Origin of the sequence: Bariatricus sp. SGI.154 (assembly GCF_050313795.1) — a bacterium.
Lineage (GTDB): Bacteria > Bacillota > Clostridia > Lachnospirales > Lachnospiraceae > CAMBRQ01.
The window spans coordinates 46,079-64,444 of the sequence record NZ_JBNPMC010000014.1; the positions used below are offsets into that span (position 1 = coordinate 46,079).

15 protein-coding genes are annotated in these 18,366 nt (G+C 43.9%); 1 reads left to right on the forward strand and 14 read right to left on the reverse strand.

From position 1 onward, the window contains the following. Positions 1-4 precede the first annotated feature (4 nt). The 8 genes from ilvB to ACQRBN_RS08410 form a co-directional block, all read right to left on the reverse strand. Complete coding sequence (ilvB, locus tag ACQRBN_RS08375) at positions 5-1,684, reverse strand: biosynthetic-type acetolactate synthase large subunit (RefSeq protein ID WP_427738550.1); 1,680 nt, start codon at positions 1,682-1,684, stop codon at positions 5-7. Positions 1,685-1,774: 90 nt separating this feature from the next. After that, entirely contained in the window at positions 1,775-3,445 is a 1,671-nt protein-coding gene (ilvD, locus tag ACQRBN_RS08380; RefSeq protein ID WP_427738551.1) for a dihydroxy-acid dehydratase, read from the reverse strand. A gap of 133 nt (positions 3,446-3,578) precedes the next feature. After that, the gene (gene leuB, locus ACQRBN_RS08385) at positions 3,579-4,661 is read right to left on the reverse strand and encodes a 3-isopropylmalate dehydrogenase (protein ID WP_427738552.1); all 1,083 of its coding nucleotides are present in this window, start codon (positions 4,659-4,661) and stop codon (positions 3,579-3,581) included. Between the two features lie 140 nt (positions 4,662-4,801). Next, the gene (gene cdd, locus ACQRBN_RS08390; RefSeq protein WP_427738553.1) at positions 4,802-5,230 is read right to left on the reverse strand and encodes a cytidine deaminase; all 429 of its coding nucleotides are present in this window, start codon (positions 5,228-5,230) and stop codon (positions 4,802-4,804) included. A gap of 53 nt (positions 5,231-5,283) precedes the next feature. After that, positions 5,284-5,940 (reverse strand): deoxyribose-phosphate aldolase, encoded by a 657-nt coding sequence (gene deoC, locus ACQRBN_RS08395; RefSeq protein WP_427738573.1) that lies wholly within the window; start codon positions 5,938-5,940, stop codon positions 5,284-5,286. A gap of 62 nt (positions 5,941-6,002) precedes the next feature. Continuing rightward, a complete protein-coding gene (gene udp / locus ACQRBN_RS08400) occupies positions 6,003-6,785 on the reverse strand; it encodes a uridine phosphorylase (RefSeq protein WP_427738554.1) in 783 nt (260 codons plus the stop codon). A gap of 31 nt (positions 6,786-6,816) precedes the next feature. After that, a complete protein-coding gene (locus tag ACQRBN_RS08405; RefSeq protein ID WP_427738555.1) occupies positions 6,817-7,566 on the reverse strand; it encodes a YibE/F family protein in 750 nt (249 codons plus the stop codon). Beyond that, positions 7,563-8,723 (reverse strand): YibE/F family protein, encoded by a 1,161-nt coding sequence (locus tag ACQRBN_RS08410; RefSeq protein WP_427738556.1) that lies wholly within the window; start codon positions 8,721-8,723, stop codon positions 7,563-7,565. Before ACQRBN_RS08410 ends, ACQRBN_RS08405 begins: the two co-directional genes overlap by 4 nt. A gap of 181 nt (positions 8,724-8,904) precedes the next feature. Here ACQRBN_RS08410 and ACQRBN_RS08415 point away from each other — a divergent pair, with 181 nt between their 5' ends. Next, on the forward strand, positions 8,905-9,084 hold the full coding sequence (locus tag ACQRBN_RS08415; RefSeq protein WP_427738557.1) for a hypothetical protein: 180 nt from the start codon (positions 8,905-8,907) through the stop codon (positions 9,082-9,084). Positions 9,085-9,135: 51 nt separating this feature from the next. On the opposite strand, the gene ACQRBN_RS08420 is transcribed toward ACQRBN_RS08415, so the two are convergent. The 6 genes from ACQRBN_RS08420 to ACQRBN_RS08445 form a co-directional block, all read right to left on the reverse strand. Continuing rightward, positions 9,136-10,287: a M23 family metallopeptidase gene (locus ACQRBN_RS08420; protein ID WP_427738558.1), complete on the reverse strand. Its 1,152-nt coding sequence runs from the start codon at positions 10,285-10,287 to the stop codon at positions 9,136-9,138. Between the two features lie 1,074 nt (positions 10,288-11,361). Then, the gene (gene pflA, locus ACQRBN_RS08425; RefSeq protein WP_427738559.1) at positions 11,362-12,087 is read right to left on the reverse strand and encodes a pyruvate formate-lyase-activating protein; all 726 of its coding nucleotides are present in this window, start codon (positions 12,085-12,087) and stop codon (positions 11,362-11,364) included. A 152-nt stretch (positions 12,088-12,239) separates the two neighbouring features. Beyond that, positions 12,240-14,492, reverse strand: a complete 2,253-nt coding sequence (pflB, locus tag ACQRBN_RS08430; protein WP_427738560.1) for a formate C-acetyltransferase — start codon at positions 14,490-14,492, stop codon at positions 12,240-12,242. A 296-nt stretch (positions 14,493-14,788) separates the two neighbouring features. Continuing rightward, positions 14,789-15,094, reverse strand: coding sequence for a preprotein translocase subunit YajC (yajC, locus tag ACQRBN_RS08435; RefSeq protein WP_427738561.1), 306 nt, complete (start codon positions 15,092-15,094; stop codon positions 14,789-14,791). A 114-nt stretch (positions 15,095-15,208) separates the two neighbouring features. Beyond that, positions 15,209-16,342, reverse strand: coding sequence for a tRNA guanosine(34) transglycosylase Tgt (tgt, locus tag ACQRBN_RS08440; RefSeq protein ID WP_427738562.1), 1,134 nt, complete (start codon positions 16,340-16,342; stop codon positions 15,209-15,211). Positions 16,343-16,396: 54 nt separating this feature from the next. After that, positions 16,397-18,256: a L,D-transpeptidase family protein gene (locus ACQRBN_RS08445; protein ID WP_427738563.1), complete on the reverse strand. Its 1,860-nt coding sequence runs from the start codon at positions 18,254-18,256 to the stop codon at positions 16,397-16,399. Positions 18,257-18,366: the final 110 nt, after the last annotated feature.

Consider the following 18,366-nt stretch of genomic DNA (forward strand, 5'->3'; position numbering starts at 1 on the left):
ATGATTATTTCTTTTCTTTTAGATCTTTCTCGTCAAATGCTTCATCAATTGCTTTTCCCGGTGCAACCATTGGCCATACTTTATCATCTGCACCGATCTGGCAGTCGATGACAACCGGTTTTCCAAGAGTTAACGCCTTCGCAAATGCATCCTTAAATTCTTCCTGTGTTGTTGCACGGATTCCTTCTGCTCCCATGGCCTCTGCAAGTTTTACAAAGTCCACTGCATCATTGAGTACCGTTGCAGAATAGCGCTGTCCATAGAACAGATTCTGCCACTGGCGCACCATTCCCAACACATGGTTATTGATTACAACCTGGATGACCGGAATATTATGACGCACAGCCGCTGCAATCTCATTCATATTCATACGGAAGCATCCGTCACCTGCAATATTGACAACCGTTTTTTCCGGCATACCCGTCTTAGCCCCCAAAGATGCGCCCAGACCATATCCCATAGTTCCAAGACCTCCGGAAGTCAATAACGTTCTTGGTTTGGTATATTTATAGAACTGTGCCGCCCACATCTGATGCTGTCCAACTTCGGTGACAATGATAGCATCTCCTTCTGTCTGGCGGTAGATCTCTTCTACCACGTAAGGTCCAGTCAGTTCATCCGGATGATAAGACAATGGATACCGTTCTTTGTATTCCATAATCTTATTCAGCCATTCCGTATGGCTCTGCTGCGTAAGCCTTTCATTCAAGACACCAAGTACAACCTTAATGTCTCCTACCACGCCTTCCGTGATCAATACGTTCTTATTCATCTCTGCCGGATCAACATCAATCTGAAGAATCTTCGCATTCTTAGCAAATTTCTTCGCATTGCCCGTTACACGGTCACTGAATCTTGCACCGATTACGATCAACAGATCACATTCACTAACACCGTAGTTAGATGTCTTCGTTCCATGCATACCTAACATTCCGGTATACAACGGATCTGTTCCAGGAAATGCGCCTTTTCCCATCAAAGAATCTGTAACTGGCGCATCTACCTTCTTGGCAAATGTATATAACTCTTCATTGGCACCGGATAATACTGCTCCGCCGCCTACAAAGATATATGGCTTCTTGGACTTTGCAATCATCTTAAGTGCTGTCTCTATATCCTCTTCACAGACATCAATAGGCGGAACCACTGGCCCAATCACAGTCTTCTTATACTCTGCCTTGTTCGCTGTTACATCCTTCGGAATATCGATCAATACCGGACCAGGTCTTCCCTTCTGCGCAATCACGAATGCTTTTCTGATCGTGTCGGCAAGGTCATTCACGTCTTTGACAATATAATTGTGCTTAGTAATCGGCATGGTAATTCCCGCAATATCAATCTCCTGGAAACTGTCCTTTCCAAGAAGGGCTACTCCTACATTACATGTGATTGCTACGATCGGAATAGAATCCATGTAGGCAGTAGCAATACCTGTTACAAGATTGGTTGCACCAGGGCCGCTGGTTGCAAAGCACACACCGACTTTCCCGGTTGCTCTTGCATATCCGTCAGCCGCATGGGCTGCTCCCTGTTCGTGGGAAGTCAGGATATGCGTGATCTCATCACTGTGTTTATATAATTCATCGTATACGTTCAAAATCGCTCCGCCTGGATAACCAAACACGGTATCCACACCCTGCTCTTTCAAACATTCAATTACGATCTCTGATCCTGTCAACTGCATACCTAATATTCTCCTGTTCTATCTAGAGTACTTCTGTAATTCATATTACATCATAGCCGCAAGCGGCTGCGATGCCTTCATACTTCTTAATTAATTCTTCGGAACTTCCAGTATCGCCCCACGATTTCCGGAAGTTACCATAGATGCGTATCTCGCAAGATATCCGGTTGTTACCTTCGGCTCTCTTTCTGTCCATGCTTCTCTTCTCTTTGCAAGTTCTTCCTCAGATACGTCTAACTCTAATTTCAGGTTCGGGATGTCAATCTTAATGATATCTCCCTCTTCAACCAATGCAATCGGTCCGCCAACTGCTGCTTCCGGTGATACGTGACCGATCGAAGCACCTCTGGATGCTCCGCTGAAACGACCATCTGTAATCAGAGCAACACTGGAGCCAAGTCCCATTCCCGCAATCGCGGAAGTTGGATTCAGCATCTCTCTCATACCTGGACCACCCTTTGGTCCCTCATAGCGGATGACTACAACATCACCTGCTACAATCTTACCGCCTTTGATTGCATCAATGGCATCCTCTTCACAGTCGAACACTCTTGCAGGTCCTTCATGTACCAGCATCTCTTCTACGACTGCGGAACGTTTTACAACACTTCCGTCCGGTGCAAGGTTGCCTTTTAATACAGCAAGGCCACCGGTTGGTGTATATGGATTCTCGATTGGACGAATCACCTCAGGATCTTTATTCACTGCATTCTTGATATTCTCTCCAACCGTCTTACCAGTTACCGTCATACACTCTGTATGAATCAGACCCTTCTTATTCAACTCAGCCATAACCGCATATACACCGCCTGCTTCGTTCAAGTCTTCCATGTAAGTTGGACCTGCCGGGGCAAGATGGCAGAGATTCGGAGTCTTCTCACTGATTCCATTTGCAAAATCAATCTCAAAATCCATGCCTACTTCATGCGCGATTGCCGGAAGATGCAGCATACTGTTGGTAGAGCATCCAAGCGCCATATCAACGGTTAATGCGTTCAGGATTGCATTCTCAGTCATAATATCTCTTGGACGAATATTCTTCTCCCATAATTCCATAACCTTCATACCAGCATGTTTTGCCAGACGGATTCTCTCAGAATATACTGCCGGAATCGTTCCGTTGCCGCCAAGCCCCATGCCTAATACTTCTGTCAGACAGTTCATGCTGTTAGCGGTATACATACCAGAGCAGGAACCACAAGTTGGACATGTCTTGTTCTCGAATTCACATAAGTCATCATCCGTAATCAATCCTGCCGCATTCGCACCTACTGCCTCGAACATACTGGAAAGGCTGGTCTTCTTGCCTTTCACATGACCTGCAAGCATCGGACCGCCGCTGACGAAAATGGTCGGAACATTGATTCTTGCTGCCGCCATCAAAAGTCCCGGAACGTTCTTATCACAGTTCGGCACCATAACCAGCGCATCGAACTGATGAGCCATAGCCATAGCCTCTGTAGAATCTGCAATCAGGTCTCTGGTCACCAGAGAGTATTTCATACCAATGTGTCCCATGGCAATACCGTCACAGACTGCGATTGCCGGAAATACGATTGGAGTTCCACCTGCCATGGCAACCCCCTGTTTTACTGCATTTACAATCTTATCCAGGTTCATATGTCCTGGAACAATCTCATTATAAGAGCTGACAATACCTACGAGAGGTCTCTCCATCTCTTCTGGTGTAAGCCCCAGCGCGTTGAATAACGAACGGTGAGGAGCCTGCTGTTTTCCTTTTGTAACTGTATCACTTCTCATATTTTACCTCCTGGGGACGTAGTAAAAGTGCATTTTACTACGTCCCAAATTGACATTTGTGGTGTACCTTTTTGACATATGCCCTGTACCCTTTTAGCATATGTCCTGTACCCGATTATTTTTAATCAAGAAACTAGATGAAACTTGCAATCAGATCTCCCATCTCACAAGTACCAATCTGCTTCTTTCCTTCTGACATAATATCGATGGTCCGATAGCCTTCTTCCAGTACTTTTGCTACCGCTGCCTCAATAGCATCAGCTTCTTTATCCAAATCAAAACTGAATCTTAACATCATAGCCGCCGAAAGAATGGTTGCAATCGGATTCGCAATACCTTTTCCTGCGATATCCGGCGCAGAACCGCCGCTTGGCTCGTAGAGACCGAACTTGGTCTCGTTAAGGCTTGCACTTGCCAGCATTCCTATCGAGCCGGTTACCATGCTTGCCTCGTCAGACAGAATATCACCGAACATATTCTCTGTCAGGATGACATCGAACTGCTTGGGATCTTTTACCAACTGCATTGCACAGTTATCAACCAGCATATGTTCCAGTGTTACTTCCGGATACTCTGCTGCGACTTCTTCTACAACTTTTCTCCAAAGTCTGGAGGAATCTAATACATTCGCCTTATCAACGCTCGTTACTTTCTTTCTGCGCTTCATAGCGATATCGAATCCGCGCTTTGCAATTCTGCGGATCTCATTCTCATTGTATGTAAGAGAATCATAGGCTGTCATAACGCCATCTTCTTCTATGGTCTTTCTCTCCCCGAAATACAGACCACCCGTCAGTTCTCTCATGATCATCATATCAAAGCCGCCCTCTGTAATCTCTTCTTTCAGCGGACATGCCCCTTTTAATTCGTCATATAGAATCGCCGGACGCAAATTGGCAAAAAGATTCAGTTCCTTACGAATCCTAAGCAGCCCTGCCTCTGGTCTCTTAGATGGCTCTAACTGATACCACGGAGATGTCTTGGCATCTCCTCCAATTGATCCCATCAGAACCGCATCACACGCTTTTGCCTCTGCCACCGTCTCATCGGTAAGCGGAACTCCGTGTACGTCAATAGACGCGCCACCCATCAAAAGCTGCGTATAATCACAGGTATGTCCGTAAGTTTCTGCGACCTTATCCAGTACCTTCATAGCCTCTGTTACGATCTCCGGACCGATTCCATCCCCTTTAATCACTCCAATTTTCAGATTCATAATCCTCTTCCTTCCTAATAAGACAATAAGATAAAAAATCTTTAACACCTATAATATCCTATTTTAATGTATGTTTCAAGACTTTAATTTGCTAAATTGTATATTCTATGTCAAACAATGTAGAATTTATGCAAAAATTGCTACTTTTTTCCCTTCAGATTCCCTGGTCCAAATCCCATGGGAAGAAGTTCCCCAAGTGTATGAATCTCATAACACGATTCACTTTTCGCCAATATAATCAGGAATTCCTCCGGAACACAGAATTCCATCATTACCTGCCGGCACATACCGCAAGGCGGACAGATATCGTGCTGTCCATCTGTATTCTCATTTACAATACAGATTGCCGCAAAATCCCTCTCTCCTTCACTGACCGCTTTGAATATGGCAGTTCTCTCCGCACAATTCCCCGGGCTGTAAGCCGCATTCTCTATATTGCACCCTGTATATAGTTTGCCGTTCGCAGTCAGCAGCGATGCCGCCACTCTAAATCCGGAATACGGAACATAAGAGAATTGAAGCGTATCCATTGCCAAACGGATCATACTTCTTATCATATTTTCTTCCATACTTTTCCTCCATTTAAGCAGACATACTATTCAAATAAACATGCCATCCATCTTCAACACGATCTCTGTTTCGCTATCTTGACAATCCGGCTGGTTCCAAGGCGTGAAGCCCCTAATTCCAGAAAATTCTCTGCGTCCTCAAGCGAACTGATGCCTCCTGCCGCTTTCATCTGCACACCTTCGCCTACATACTTTGCAAAAAGTTCCACATCCTCGAAGGTTGCTCCTCCTTTCGAGAATCCCGTAGAGGTCTTGATAAAGTCAGCCTGCGCCGCCGTCACCACCTCGCACATACGGATCTTCTCCTCCTCCGTCAGAAGGCAAGTCTCGATAATCACCTTCAGGATCTTATCTCCTGCCACTTCTTTTACAGACCTGATCTCCTGCTCCACCAGGTCATATCTTCCATCCTTAACCCATCCGATATTAATCACCATGTCAATCTCATCCGCACCGCTATCTATAGCATCTGCCGCTTCGAATACCTTCGCTGCCGTTGTATGATATCCATTGGGAAATCCTATCACCGTACAGACTGCCATCTTATCTCCCACATATTCTTTTGCCTGCTTCACATAAGACGGCGGAATGCATACAGATGCAGTATGATATGCAACTGCATCATCACATAACGTCTTAATCTCTTCCCATGTTGCCGTCTGTGCAAGCAGGGTATGGTCTACCCGTTTTAATATCTCCTGTAACTCCATATTTCTAACTCCTTTTCCATATCCCATCTATCTTGATCATCCTGTTATTCTCTGCCCAATCCCTATCGATTCTTGCGGTCCTCCCGAATTAAAATCCGCAATGCTTCTATCGCCGTCTCAATCGGCGCTTCCACATTATGCACCACCGGATTCGGCAGATTCTGTTTCGCCCGCTCTTGATTCGCCATCACCAGAAGCACTGTGCCAACTCTCACCCGCAGGCAACTGCCTACGATATAAAGTGCCGCTGATTCCATCTCTGATGCAAGACAGCCGCATTTGACCCATGCATCCCATTTATTCATCAGTTCATACCCTACCGGCTTCGTCTCCGGCGAATGCTGCCCGTAAAAAGCATCCTTGCACTGCACCACTCCCACATGGTAGTCCTGACCTAATTTTCTTGCTGCCTGTATCAGTGCATTGGTCACCCAGATATCCGCTACAGCCGGATACTCAATCGGCGCATACTCTTTGCTGGTACCTTCCATACGGATTGCTCCTGAAGCAATCACCACATCTCCACTCTTGACATCCAGCGCCATACCTCCGCTCGTTCCGACCCGGATAAATGTATCCGCACCGACTCTTACCAGTTCTTCCATGGCAATGGATGCGGAAGGTCCTCCAATCCCCGTAGAAGTGACACTTACCATCTCTCCGTCAAGATACCCCGTATAAGTCACATATTCCCGGCTGTCCGCAACCAGTCTCGGCTCATCAAAATGCGCCGCAATCTTCTCACATCGCTTAGGATCTCCCGGCAAGAGTACATATCTTCCAATCTCTCCTCGTGCCACTTGAATATGATACTGTCTGTCCTTGTCCTCAGAATAATTAATCATACAATCCCTTCTTTCTCTTATATATTGTCATTTACCATTCTTTTAGTAGTTTTGCCGTCACCTGGGCGCTGATTGGAATAATAAGCACACATCCAATCGCACTTACCATGATACATGTGAATTCCTGTAGAAATGCCTTGGAATTCAGAATAGACACCAGTGAATACTGATATTCTCTCAGATATAAAAGAAGCATCAGTGCCTCTCCAATATACGCAAAATATAATGTATTTAAAGTTGTGGCAAGCACATCCTTTCCTACCGTAATGCCGGAATGGAACAATTCTGATACCGTTAATTCCGGCTTATGTTCATATACTTCATAAAGCGACGAAGAGATTGCCACTGCAGTATCCATAACCGCACCTAACAGTCCGATCATAATCATAGCAATGCATACCTTGCGCATATTCACACGAATAGCAAATGAATAATATAATGACAGATCACTATTCAGTTCAATCTCATTCAATCCGCCAATATGCATCCGTCCCCCGATCCAGATCACCAGACACATCAAAAGCGCCATCACGATTCCCACAGAGATTAAAGCCGCCGCGGATTTTTTATTCGTTCCGTTCTGATAGAGAATCGTAATACTATTCACTCCTATACTCGCAAGGATTGTGATGAGAATTACGGGCAGTCCTATAGACATGGCAATCACTGCCGCTATAAATACCAGGATATTTCCCATCAAGGCGATCAGAGACACTGCTCCCCTCTCTCCTCCAACCAGCAATAATAGGAGGAAAAATACAACCGCTAATATGAATATCATGCCCTTCTCCTCCCCATCTTCATTACAATCGACGCAATCCCTATACTGACCGGAATTGCCATCACGATACCAATACTGCCAATTAAGAATCTGCATATCTCAAAAGGAATCTGAAGGCGTATGATTGTAATCAGGCTGATTTCATTCTTCATCTTAATCAGCATAAGTGGAATCAATCCGCAGATATATGTGAACAGCAGAACATTCATCATAGTACCCATGATATCATATCCAATCTCCCGTCCGGAATGCACAAGTGCCCGAAACGTAATATCCGGCTTCCTCATTATCAGTTCCTGCAGTGCAGCCGCAATGGATACCGACACATCCATAATCGCTCCAAGTCCTGCAATCGCAATGCTGGCAATAAATATTGTCTCCAGTTCCTGATTTCCCACAATATAATCAAGCGCCGCATAATCAATCTCTTCCCCATAATTCATTGCCAGCAGGAAGATGCTCATTGTAATCACCACCGTAACAAGTGCTGATATAATTGCAACTAATGAACGCTTATTCACTCCATTTACCAGGAACAAAGTACCGACCGTGAAAATCACAATCATAACCGCACAGATCTTCAACAAGTCATCCCCTTCTTCATAGCGGACCAGACCATATACGAACACCACAATATTCACACCAATCGAACAAAGTGACAGAACTCCCCTGCCTTTTCCAAGAATAATCACAAGGAATATAAGGATTACAGCAAGCAAAATCGCATACTGATCCCGTTTCACCCCAGTAATACTAACAGATGATATCTGCTCCTCCCCGCTAATTCGGAGGAATACTCTGTCTCCTTTTTGATACCGCTCCGTATCTACCTCGGAATATCCGAATTCATTAGATACCGTTACCTTCTTTCCTTTATATTGCCCATTCAGAATCTTGATTGTCAACTTCTGTACATAATACGGCTCGGAAATATTCTCCATCTCCGAATTGTAGTTGACCATATCCCCACTTTGCTCCGTCTGCACTTTTACCACCTTGCCAATCTCCGAAGGATAGAGGCTGGCATTGCAAAAAGTGACGATAACAACAATCGCCATTACTATGAACAGACAAGTCTGCCATTGATATGTTTTCACAAAATCTCGTAACTTCTTTTGTAGTTTTGCTCCATCAAGTCTCATCTCTTGTAACACCACTCATTTTCTCTCTTATGTATCTATCATTGTATCATACTTCATATCTTAACATTATATGACCAAATAAACTAGCCCTTCCCGCACACATAGTTATTCTATTTATTGCTTTTTATTATATTTTCTGATTTTATTGTATACAAATCCATCATTTAGCACACAATATCTCCGAGGTGATAATGTCATGACGTTTCAAGATGAATTTCCAATCGGCTTTACTATGTCTCTTGCACAGCATACCGATATCCTCACACAATTCGCTTCTCTCTCTCCTGAAGAACAGCAGAGAATCGTAGATGGTTCCCGCCAGATGAAAAGCCGTAAAGAAATGCAGAATTATGTAGAAAATATGTTTCAGGGATAGATTGCTCTATCCCTGATTCTCTCTGCCTCTAAGCCTATCTGTCTCTAATATTCATTTTGTCTTGCCTTCTTCTTCCTCAGATGTGTCTATGGTCTTATGTGTTTTTGCATACTCATTCACAAATGGATCTTTAATCTGGTAGATCCGTGTCCACTCCTTGGTATCATCATTACGTTCCACCTCCGACTGATGCTGATATAAGAACTTCACCAGTTCATACCCACTCACCCAGATCTCATTATTACCATCCCTCTGTGATTCATCAAAGATCAACTGCAATCCAAAATGCAGATGATATTCATCAATATTATTGACATTCTCTTCTGTACTATAACCGGTTCTTCCTATATACCCAATCACATCTCCCGCCTGAATGATATCCCCTTTTTCCAGTCCTTCCGCATAGGGACGGTTCTGCCTGAGATGTGCATAGTAGTAATAACGCTTCCCGTCAAAACTATTGATTCCGATACGCCATCCTCCATACTGATTCCAGCCAAGTTCTGCCACATATCCCGACTCAACCGCAATCACCGGTGTTCCTACCTGCCCCATCATATCATGTCCCAGATGATTCCTCTTATACCCGTAACTTCTGGATACGCCAAAATCATCATAATCCGAATAGGGAAATCCTTTCGCAATTGGATGAAACGCTTTCAAACCATATACATTCTTCCATACGGTCTGTGTTCCCGTCTGTTTTGCCTCCTTTGAAGCTTTTCCTGCTTCGTCATCATTTTCACCTACGGGCTGCGTAACTGTTTCAACTGCGAACTCACCGACCATACCATCTAATACCGCACCATAGGCTTCCCGGTAATAGGCATAATACTGCATATCCTTCGTCAATTCTTCCATTGCCTTCTCCCCCTCTGACAGCGTCCCGGCAAGTTCCTCCATATCTGCCTCCTGATACTGTGTAAAATCCCCGCCGTATTTCGCCCCAAGATATGCCAGAAGATCAACCCAGTTCAGATGAACCTCGTTATGATATGTATCCAGATCATATTGATAAGCCTTCTTCATTGCATCACACGTCACTTTGAATTCCACCCACTTAATATAATCTTGCGATTCCTCCCCTTCCTCTGTCTCTTCAACTGCCATGCTATTCGTTGGAACTGTATTCCCTCCGTAGTTCAAGATTCCAAGTCCTGCAATTATGACACATAAAAATAGTACGATTGTATGCCTTTTCATTCGATATTCCCCGAATCATCATATTTACTCTCGTAATTAACTTATGCTGGTTGGGAGGGATGCATGCCTTGGAAGGGGGAATTTTGTTTGTGAAGAGTTGTTTGTAAGGTGTACGGCAGAGAGGGGCAGTATGGGCGTTCACATCCGACTCCAATCGCCTACAATCCGTAAGTTCAAAAGAGGGCTGAAATTAGGCATCGACTATAGCGGACGCAAAATCTTGATGATTTTCCGCCCACGATAGTCTGGACTTCTGTACTGGTAGTACAGAAGCCCTCCTGATTTCAGCCCTCTTTTTCACTAACGGCTTGTGCGGCTCTTCTACGGATGTGAACGCCCATACTGTCCCTCTCTGCCTGACATTCTTATGTGTGACTCTTCACGAACGTGGAGGATTCCTGGCGGGGTGCATGGGAGCGGCATTGGATGAATAACAGATTGAGAGTGGAACGAATTAGTATTCATGAAGTAAACAGGAATTTTGTGATTAAGACACAGATTAATGAAAGTAATATGCTTTGTCTGCAATTTTTTGTCATTGTATATAGCAGATGCATTTTTCTAAATTAGTTAACAGGTATGCGCATAGACCGGCTTGTGATCTGCACTGTATTACATACCGTAGAACAAGTTTTCCTGCGCTAAGGTATGTAAAATCACAGGAAAAAGAGCAATGTAAATCCGCTTCCCTTAATAGATAACCCCAAACAGATACCAGCCAACACCACCCACACCCACCTTCACCAGGAATCCCCCCCAGTTTAGAAAGAGTTACCTCCAAAGAATGTCAGGCATAGAGGGCAGATGGGGCGATTCCATGCCGTAAAAGAGCCGTACAAGCCGTTAGTGAAAGAGAGGCAGAAAACCAGGATGAATTCTGTGCCACCAGCACAGAATTCAAGAATGTTTGAGCCTGAAAAATCTTCAGATTTTCTCCGGTGAATACATTCGGTTCCTGATTTTCTGCCTCTCTTGAACTTACGGATTGTAGGCGACTGGCCCCGGTATGGAACCGCCCCATCTGTCCTCTATGCCGTACACCTTTACCTAACTCTTAATAAACTAAATTCCCCTCTACCTCTCCAGAATCCTCTTCGCATTCCCCACCCGTTCTTTCGTTGGCGGTTCAATCCCTTCAAGCGGATATTCCATCCCCAATTCTTTCCATTTGTATACACCCAGAGTATGATACGGCAGTACTTCCACCTTCTCCACATTATCAAGTGTAGAGATGAATTCATGAAGTTTTTCAAGATATTCATCCTTATCACTTCGCTCTGGCACCAGGACATGGCGAATCCATACCGGTTTTTGGATCTCGTTAAGATATCTTGCCAACTCCAGGATATTTGCATTGGTCTGTCCGGTCAATATCTTATGCTGCTCGTCGTCAATATGCTTAATATCCAGAAGTATCAGATCCGTATATTTCATAAGTTCCTGGAATTTGTCAAAGAACGGTTCCTCTTTGGTGAATGGATTGCCACTTGTATCAAGTGTTGTATGAATTCCTTTTTCTTTAGCTTTCTTGAATAATTCTAATAAAAAGTCTATCTGTAGAAGTGGTTCTCCCCCACTGACGGTAATACCGCCCTCACTTTTCCAGTAAGAGCGGTATCTTAATGCTTTTGTTATCAGTTCATCCGCAGTATAAGGAGTTCCCGAATGCATATTCCAGGTATCCGGATTATGACAGAACTGGCAGCGCATGGTGCATCCTGTCAAGAAGATCAGATACCGGACTCCCGGTCCGTCTACAGAGCCAAAACTTTCCAAAGAATGTATATATCCTTTTGTCATAGTATTTGCTCCTTTATGATATTCAAACTCCATTTTACAAAATCTTGACCCCATCAAGCCTTAACTATTTGAAGTCTTGACTATACGAAATCTTAACTATATGAAGTTTTGACCAGACCAGATCATTTTATACAATAATCCAGTCACACAGATTACATCTCAGCGTGGCAGGTTCTTGCAATAACGTCTAACTGCTGCTCACGAGTCAGGTCAATGAATTTAACCGCATATCCGGATACACGGATTGTAAAGTTCGCATACTCTGGCTTTTCCGGATGCTCCATAGCATCAATCAGTTTCTCTGTACCGAATACATTTACATTCAGATGGTGAGCGCCCTGTGCAAAATATCCATCCATTACATTCACAAGGTTGTCTACACGCTCTTCGTCACTGTGTCCCAATGCGCCTGGGCTAATGGTCTGTGTATTAGAGATACCATCAAGAGCCAGCTCGTATGGCAATTTTGCCACGGAGTTCAAGGATGCAAGGAGGCCATTCTTCTCTGCACCATAGGATGGGTTCGCACCTGGTGACAGTGGCTCTCCTGCTTTTCTTCCATCCGGAAGTGATCCGGTCGCCTTACCATATACAACGTTAGATGTGATCGTAAGGATAGAAGTTGTAGGTTCAGAATTTCTGTATGTATGGCATTTTCTCAGTTTATGCATAAATGTCTTCAGAAGTTTGATTGCGATATCATCTGCTCTGTCGTCATCATTACCATATCTTGGGAATTCTCCCTCTGTCTCAAAGTCAACTGCCAGTCCATTTTCATCACGAATTACTTTTACCTTCGCATACTTGATGGCGCTTAAGGAGTCAACTACATGTGAGAATCCTGCAATGCCTGTAGCGAATGTACGTCTTACATTGGTATCGATCAGAGCCATCTCTGCTGCTTCGTAGTTATATTTGTCATGCATATAGTGGATCATATTCAAGGTATCTACATATAACTTAGACAGCCAGTCCATCATTGCGTCGTAACGCTCCATTACTTCATCATAATCAAGGTACTCTGAAGTAATTGGCTTATAAGCCGGTGATACCTGCTGCTTTGTCTTCTCATCCACACCACCGTTAATTGCATATAACAAACATTTCGCAAGGTTCGCACGTGCTCCAAAGAACTGAATCTCTTTTCCTGTCTCAGTTGCAGATACACAGCAGCAGATACTGTAATCATCCCCCCATACCGGACGCATTACATCATCATTTTCATACTGGATAGAACTTGTGGTTACAGAGATGAATGATGCATATTTCTTAAAGTTTGCAGGCAATTTCGGCGAATACAATACTGTTAAGTTCGGTTCTGGTGACGGTCCCATATTCTCTAATGTATGAAGGAAACGATAGTCATTCTTCGTTACCATAGAACGTCCATCCATTCCAAGACCTGCCACTTCCAGTGTAGCCCATACCGGGTCACCTGAGAAGAGTTCGTTGTAAGAAGGAATTCTTGCAAACTTCACCATACGGAACTTCATAACCATGTGATCGATCAGTTCCTGTGCCTCAGACTCGGTAATAGTACCATTCTTCAAATCTCTTTCAATATAAACATCAAGGAAGGTAGATACACGACCTACACTCATAGCTGCACCATTCTGAGTCTTGATCGCTGCAAGGTATCCGAAGTACAGCCACTGTGCTGCTTCTTTCGCATCTTTTGCCGGCTGGGAGATATCGTATCCATAGACGGCTGCCATTTCCTTCATCTGCTCCAGGGCACGAATCTGATCAGCCACCTCTTCACGAAGACGGAAATCCGTTCCCTTCATGCCATGTCTTGCATAACGGTCAAAATCATAATGTTTCTTTTCAATCAGGAAATCAATTCCGTATAATGCAACACGACGATAATCACCAACGATACGTCCACGTCCGTATGTATCCGGAAGACCTGTGATAATCTTATTATGGCGCGCCTTCTTCATCTCTGGTGTGTAGATATCGAATACGCCCTGATTGTGTGTTTTATGGTATTTGGTAAATATCTCGTGTAATTTTTCACTTGGCTGATATCCATAAGTAGTACAAGCCTTTTCAGCCATTGTGATACCGCCATATGGCATAAATGCTCTTTTTAACGGCTTGTCTGTCTGAAGACCTACGACCTTCTCCAAATCTTTCATATCCTCATCTATATATCCTGGACCATATGCAGTAAGACCAGATACTACTTCTGTCTCCATATCCAGAACGCCGCCTTTTGCGCGCTCCTCTTTCTGCAATTCCTGCAATTTGCCCCATAATTTACTCGTTGCCTCTGTCGGACCCTCCAGGAATGATTCATCACCTTCATACGGGGTGTAATTACACTGAATAAAATCACGAACATCTACGGATTCTTTCCAGTTTCTTCCTGTGAATCCTGCCCACTGTTCAAAATGTGCCATTGCGTTTTCTCCCTTCTCTAAGTTGTTTTACATTTTTCTCGCACAGTATACCATCTTGTTAACAAAATATCAATAGGCATCCTGATAATCATTATCGTTTATCCCATTGTATTGAATTTTGTGCAATTCTCCAGTGGGGACGGGGGAAAACTCAAAATCCCCCGTCCCCAATTCAATTTGCCCTGTCCCTTTTTGAAATCCCCCTGTCCCTTTTCTAATTCATCAAAAAAGAGAATCCTTCTCCAGGATTCTCTTCATCATCTTACTCTAACCTTCCTATGCCAGGTACAGTCTGCTTACTCAGCAGATGCCTTCTCAACCTGAGCGATTGCTGCCTTCTGCATTGGAATACGGCAGTTTCTGTTGCTTCCAAATTCTACGATTACGTCGTCATCGCTAATATCAATAATAACTCCATAAAATCCGCTTGTTGTCAATACGGTATCGCCTACTTCCATATCGGAAATCATTGATTGAACTCTCTTCTGCTCCTTTTTCTGTGGTCTGATAAATATGAACCAGAAGCCTCCGAAGATAACTGCATATACGACAATCAGTAACGCCCAACTTCCTCCTGCGCTTTGTGCTGCTAATGTGTACATAATTAATTCCTCCTAAATATCTTTAAACACTATTGCTATCATACACAATAATACAATTTTCATCAAGTAATTTTCTTGAATTCATTGTTTTTTTATATATCTTTTTCTTGATTCTTATATCTCCTGACCAGTTACTCCTGCGATTTTTCTCGCTTTATACTCCTTGTAGCGTCCCTCTTCAATCGCCTCTCTGATCTCCTCCATCATCGTATTGTAGAAATACAGATTATGCAGCACGCACAAGCGCATTCCTAACATCTCTTTTGCTTTCAGCAGATGACGGATATAGGCTCTGGAATAAGTACGACATGCAGGGCACTGGCATCCTTCTTCAATCGGACGGTCATCCAGTTCATACTTTGCATTAAACAGATTCAACTTGCCGTGATTCGTATATACATGTCCGTGACGTCCGTTACGACTTGGGTATACACAGTCAAAGAAGTCAACGCCTCTGTCGACCCCCTCCAGTATATTCGCCGGAGTACCTACTCCCATTAGATACGTCGGTTTATTCGTCGGAAGATGCGGCACAACTGCATCCAGAATCCGGTACATCTCCTCATGGGACTCGCCTACAGCCAGACCCCCAATCGCATAACCATCCAAATCCAATTCTGCGATCTCCTTGGCATGACGTACACGGATATCCTCATAGATTCCCCCCTGATTGATTCCGAACAACAACTGCTGCTTATTAATCGTATCCGGCAGCCCGTTCAGCCGGTTCATCTCCTTCTTGCACCGAACCAGCCACCGCGTCGTCCGGTCAACAGAATTCTCGATATAGTCCCTGTCTGCCACACTGGAAGGACATTCATCAAATGCCATGGCGATCGTAGATGCCAGATTCGATTGAATCTGCATACTCTCTTCCGGTCCCATGAATATCTTCCTTCCATCAATATGGGAGTTAAAATACACCCCTTCTTCTTTAATTCTTCGAAGCCCTGCCAGAGAAAAGACCTGGAACCCGCCCGAATCCGTCAGGATCGGCTTGTCCCAGACCATGAATCTGTGGAGTCCCCCCAACTTCTTCACCACTTCATCGCCCGGACGGACATGAAGATGATAAGTATTAGAAAGTTCCACCTGTGTCTTAATCTCCTGTAAATCCGTGGTAGAGACAGCACCTTTTATCGCTGCCGCCGTTCCCACATTCATAAATACAGGGGTCTCAATGACCCCATGTACCGTATGCAATCTACCTCTCTTGGCAAGGCCATCTCTCTTCACTAACTCGTACATGACCTTCTCCTTATCTTTTACTTATTACTATATTCTTCTAATTACTATATTCTTTTAGAAATGACATACAACCGGTGTTCCCGCTGATATCAAGTCATACAACTGTGCCGCAACACTCGGTGGCAGATTCACACAGCCGTGAGAACCATTCGTCTGATATCTGGAACCTCCGAATGATGACTGCCAGTTCGCATCATGGAATCCAATACCTCCGTTAAATGGCATCCAATACTTAACCGGCGTCTCATATTCATAAGTTCCATCCGGCTTCTTAGTACCTCGTAACACCTGATCCTTCGCTTTATATGCCAAAGAATAGACTCCCTGTGGTGTCGCATTACCTCTATTCGGATTACCTGTTACAACTCCGGACTGCAGTACAACCTGACCGTTCTGAATAAAATACATCTGCTGATTCGAAAGATCAACCTCAGCATATGTGCCTCCCACGTCATTGCCTTCATGGCTTGCAGCACGGCTTGAATAGTTCGGCTCTCTGGTTACAGTTTCTGCATTCTGGATGTTCGCAATCAACGCATTATACTCTGCCTCCTGATCAATTCGCCATCCATAACTTCCACCTTCGATCGTAACCGCATTACCATTTGCCGATGTAAATGTTCTCGTCTTGCCCTTGGTATCATACTTCTCTGCCAGAGATGCCACATAGGCCCTGACAGCACCTTCATCAAAGGTAACATTCATATCTGCATCAACCTTCACCCATTGAGAGATGGCTGCCGCATCCACAACTTCGGTGTATGGATTAAAATCATAAGTAACATTCGCTCCCAGATAACTGTTCATCGCATCAGTTGCCGCAACTACTTCCTGAGAATCCGATACGAATCTAGGCAGTATATAACATCCGCTATCCAACAGATTCAACTCCTGCTGGAATCCGTTAATTGCTTCTGCCACTTTCTTATTGAACACTTCTGTATTAATCTGCGTTCCTACAACTTCTGGCACGACTACAAACTGACCATCCTGGAATTCCGGATGTGCATCTACAGAAGCCACCTGATTCTCTTCCTTCATACAATCAAGCTTCGCGATGATATCCGCAAGCGCCGCTTCAGCATATTTCACTCCTACTTCCGCTTCAATCTCCGGATGATCCCACAGTGATGTAATCCACAGGAAATTGTTCTGTTTCTTCACAAGTTTCTCCAACTGATCGCCTTCTACATATTCCAAAGAAATGTCAGATCCATTGATCTTCTCCTGCCCTCCGTCAGATTCCTCCATCGTAAGAACATAATCAGCCACCTGCTGCTTCATATAATTCTCTACCTGGCTTACACTCTTAAGCGAGAAATCTGTATCATTAATCTTCGTATAAAACATAAAATGGCTATTGAAAAATACCGCCAATCCGACATATACAAGAAGCAGAACTCCCAAAACACTTCCTATTACAATCGCTGCTGTCTTCTTTCCCTTTCCGCCTTTTTTCCTTCTGCCTTTTCTTCCCTTACGTTCATCCATATCTTCGTCTATCTCATCATCTGTCTCATCGTCTATCTCGTCGTCATACTCTTCCATGTCTTCATCCATGTCTTCATCCATCTCGTTTTCGTCATATTCATCGTCATCTGTCTCATCGTCATCATCTATATCTTCGTCCGCTTTAACTTCTTCCATCATCTCATGCAGAAGTTCTTCGAACTCTTCTTCATCATAATCACTGTCTGCAACAGCCTCTACGTCATCGTATCCGCCTGCTTCAGCATGATTGTCATGAGAAGATATATCAATGCGATCAGCATCTTTTTTACGATTCTTCTTTTTCTTAGAACTCTCATTATCCTCATCCGTTTCTTTAAAAGCATCCGAATTGTTGATATCGTCAAAGATTTCTTTCATTGTCTCTTCAACAATCTCATCTGCCTTTTTGTCTCTATCACTCATTAACCTTACTCCTCTAATTAATTATCATACTTTTACATTATAATATGCCTATATCCAAAAGTACAGACAAAAATGTCGAAAAAATAATGAAGATTTCCTGAATAGATTCT

Bases quoted from the DNA above. Each gene is read 5' to 3' on its own strand.
- ilvB (WP_427738550.1), bottom strand. From the start codon at position 1,684: ATGCAGTTGACAGGATCAGAGATCGTAATTGAATGTTTGAAAGAGCAG.
- ilvD (WP_427738551.1), bottom strand. From the start codon at position 3,445: ATGAGAAGTGATACAGTTACAAAAGGAAAACAGCAGGCTCCTCACCGT.
- leuB (WP_427738552.1), bottom strand. From the start codon at position 4,661: ATGAATCTGAAAATTGGAGTGATTAAAGGGGATGGAATCGGTCCGGAG.
- cdd (WP_427738553.1), bottom strand. From the start codon at position 5,230: ATGGAAGAAAATATGATAAGAAGTATGATCCGTTTGGCAATGGATACG.
- deoC (WP_427738573.1), bottom strand. From the start codon at position 5,940: ATGGAGTTACAGGAGATATTAAAACGGGTAGACCATACCCTGCTTGCA.
- udp (WP_427738554.1), bottom strand. From the start codon at position 6,785: ATGATTAATTATTCTGAGGACAAGGACAGACAGTATCATATTCAAGTG.
- ACQRBN_RS08405 (WP_427738555.1), bottom strand. From the start codon at position 7,566: ATGATATTCATATTAGCGGTTGTATTTTTCCTCCTATTATTGCTGGTT.
- ACQRBN_RS08415 (WP_427738557.1), top strand. From the start codon at position 8,905: ATGACGTTTCAAGATGAATTTCCAATCGGCTTTACTATGTCTCTTGCA.
- ACQRBN_RS08420 (WP_427738558.1), bottom strand. From the start codon at position 10,287: ATGAAAAGGCATACAATCGTACTATTTTTATGTGTCATAATTGCAGGA.
- pflA (WP_427738559.1), bottom strand. From the start codon at position 12,087: ATGACAAAAGGATATATACATTCTTTGGAAAGTTTTGGCTCTGTAGAC.
- pflB (WP_427738560.1), bottom strand. From the start codon at position 14,492: ATGGCACATTTTGAACAGTGGGCAGGATTCACAGGAAGAAACTGGAAA.
- yajC (WP_427738561.1), bottom strand. From the start codon at position 15,094: ATGTACACATTAGCAGCACAAAGCGCAGGAGGAAGTTGGGCGTTACTG.
- tgt (WP_427738562.1), bottom strand. From the start codon at position 16,342: ATGTACGAGTTAGTGAAGAGAGATGGCCTTGCCAAGAGAGGTAGATTG.
- ACQRBN_RS08445 (WP_427738563.1), bottom strand. From the start codon at position 18,256: ATGAGTGATAGAGACAAAAAGGCAGATGAGATTGTTGAAGAGACAATG.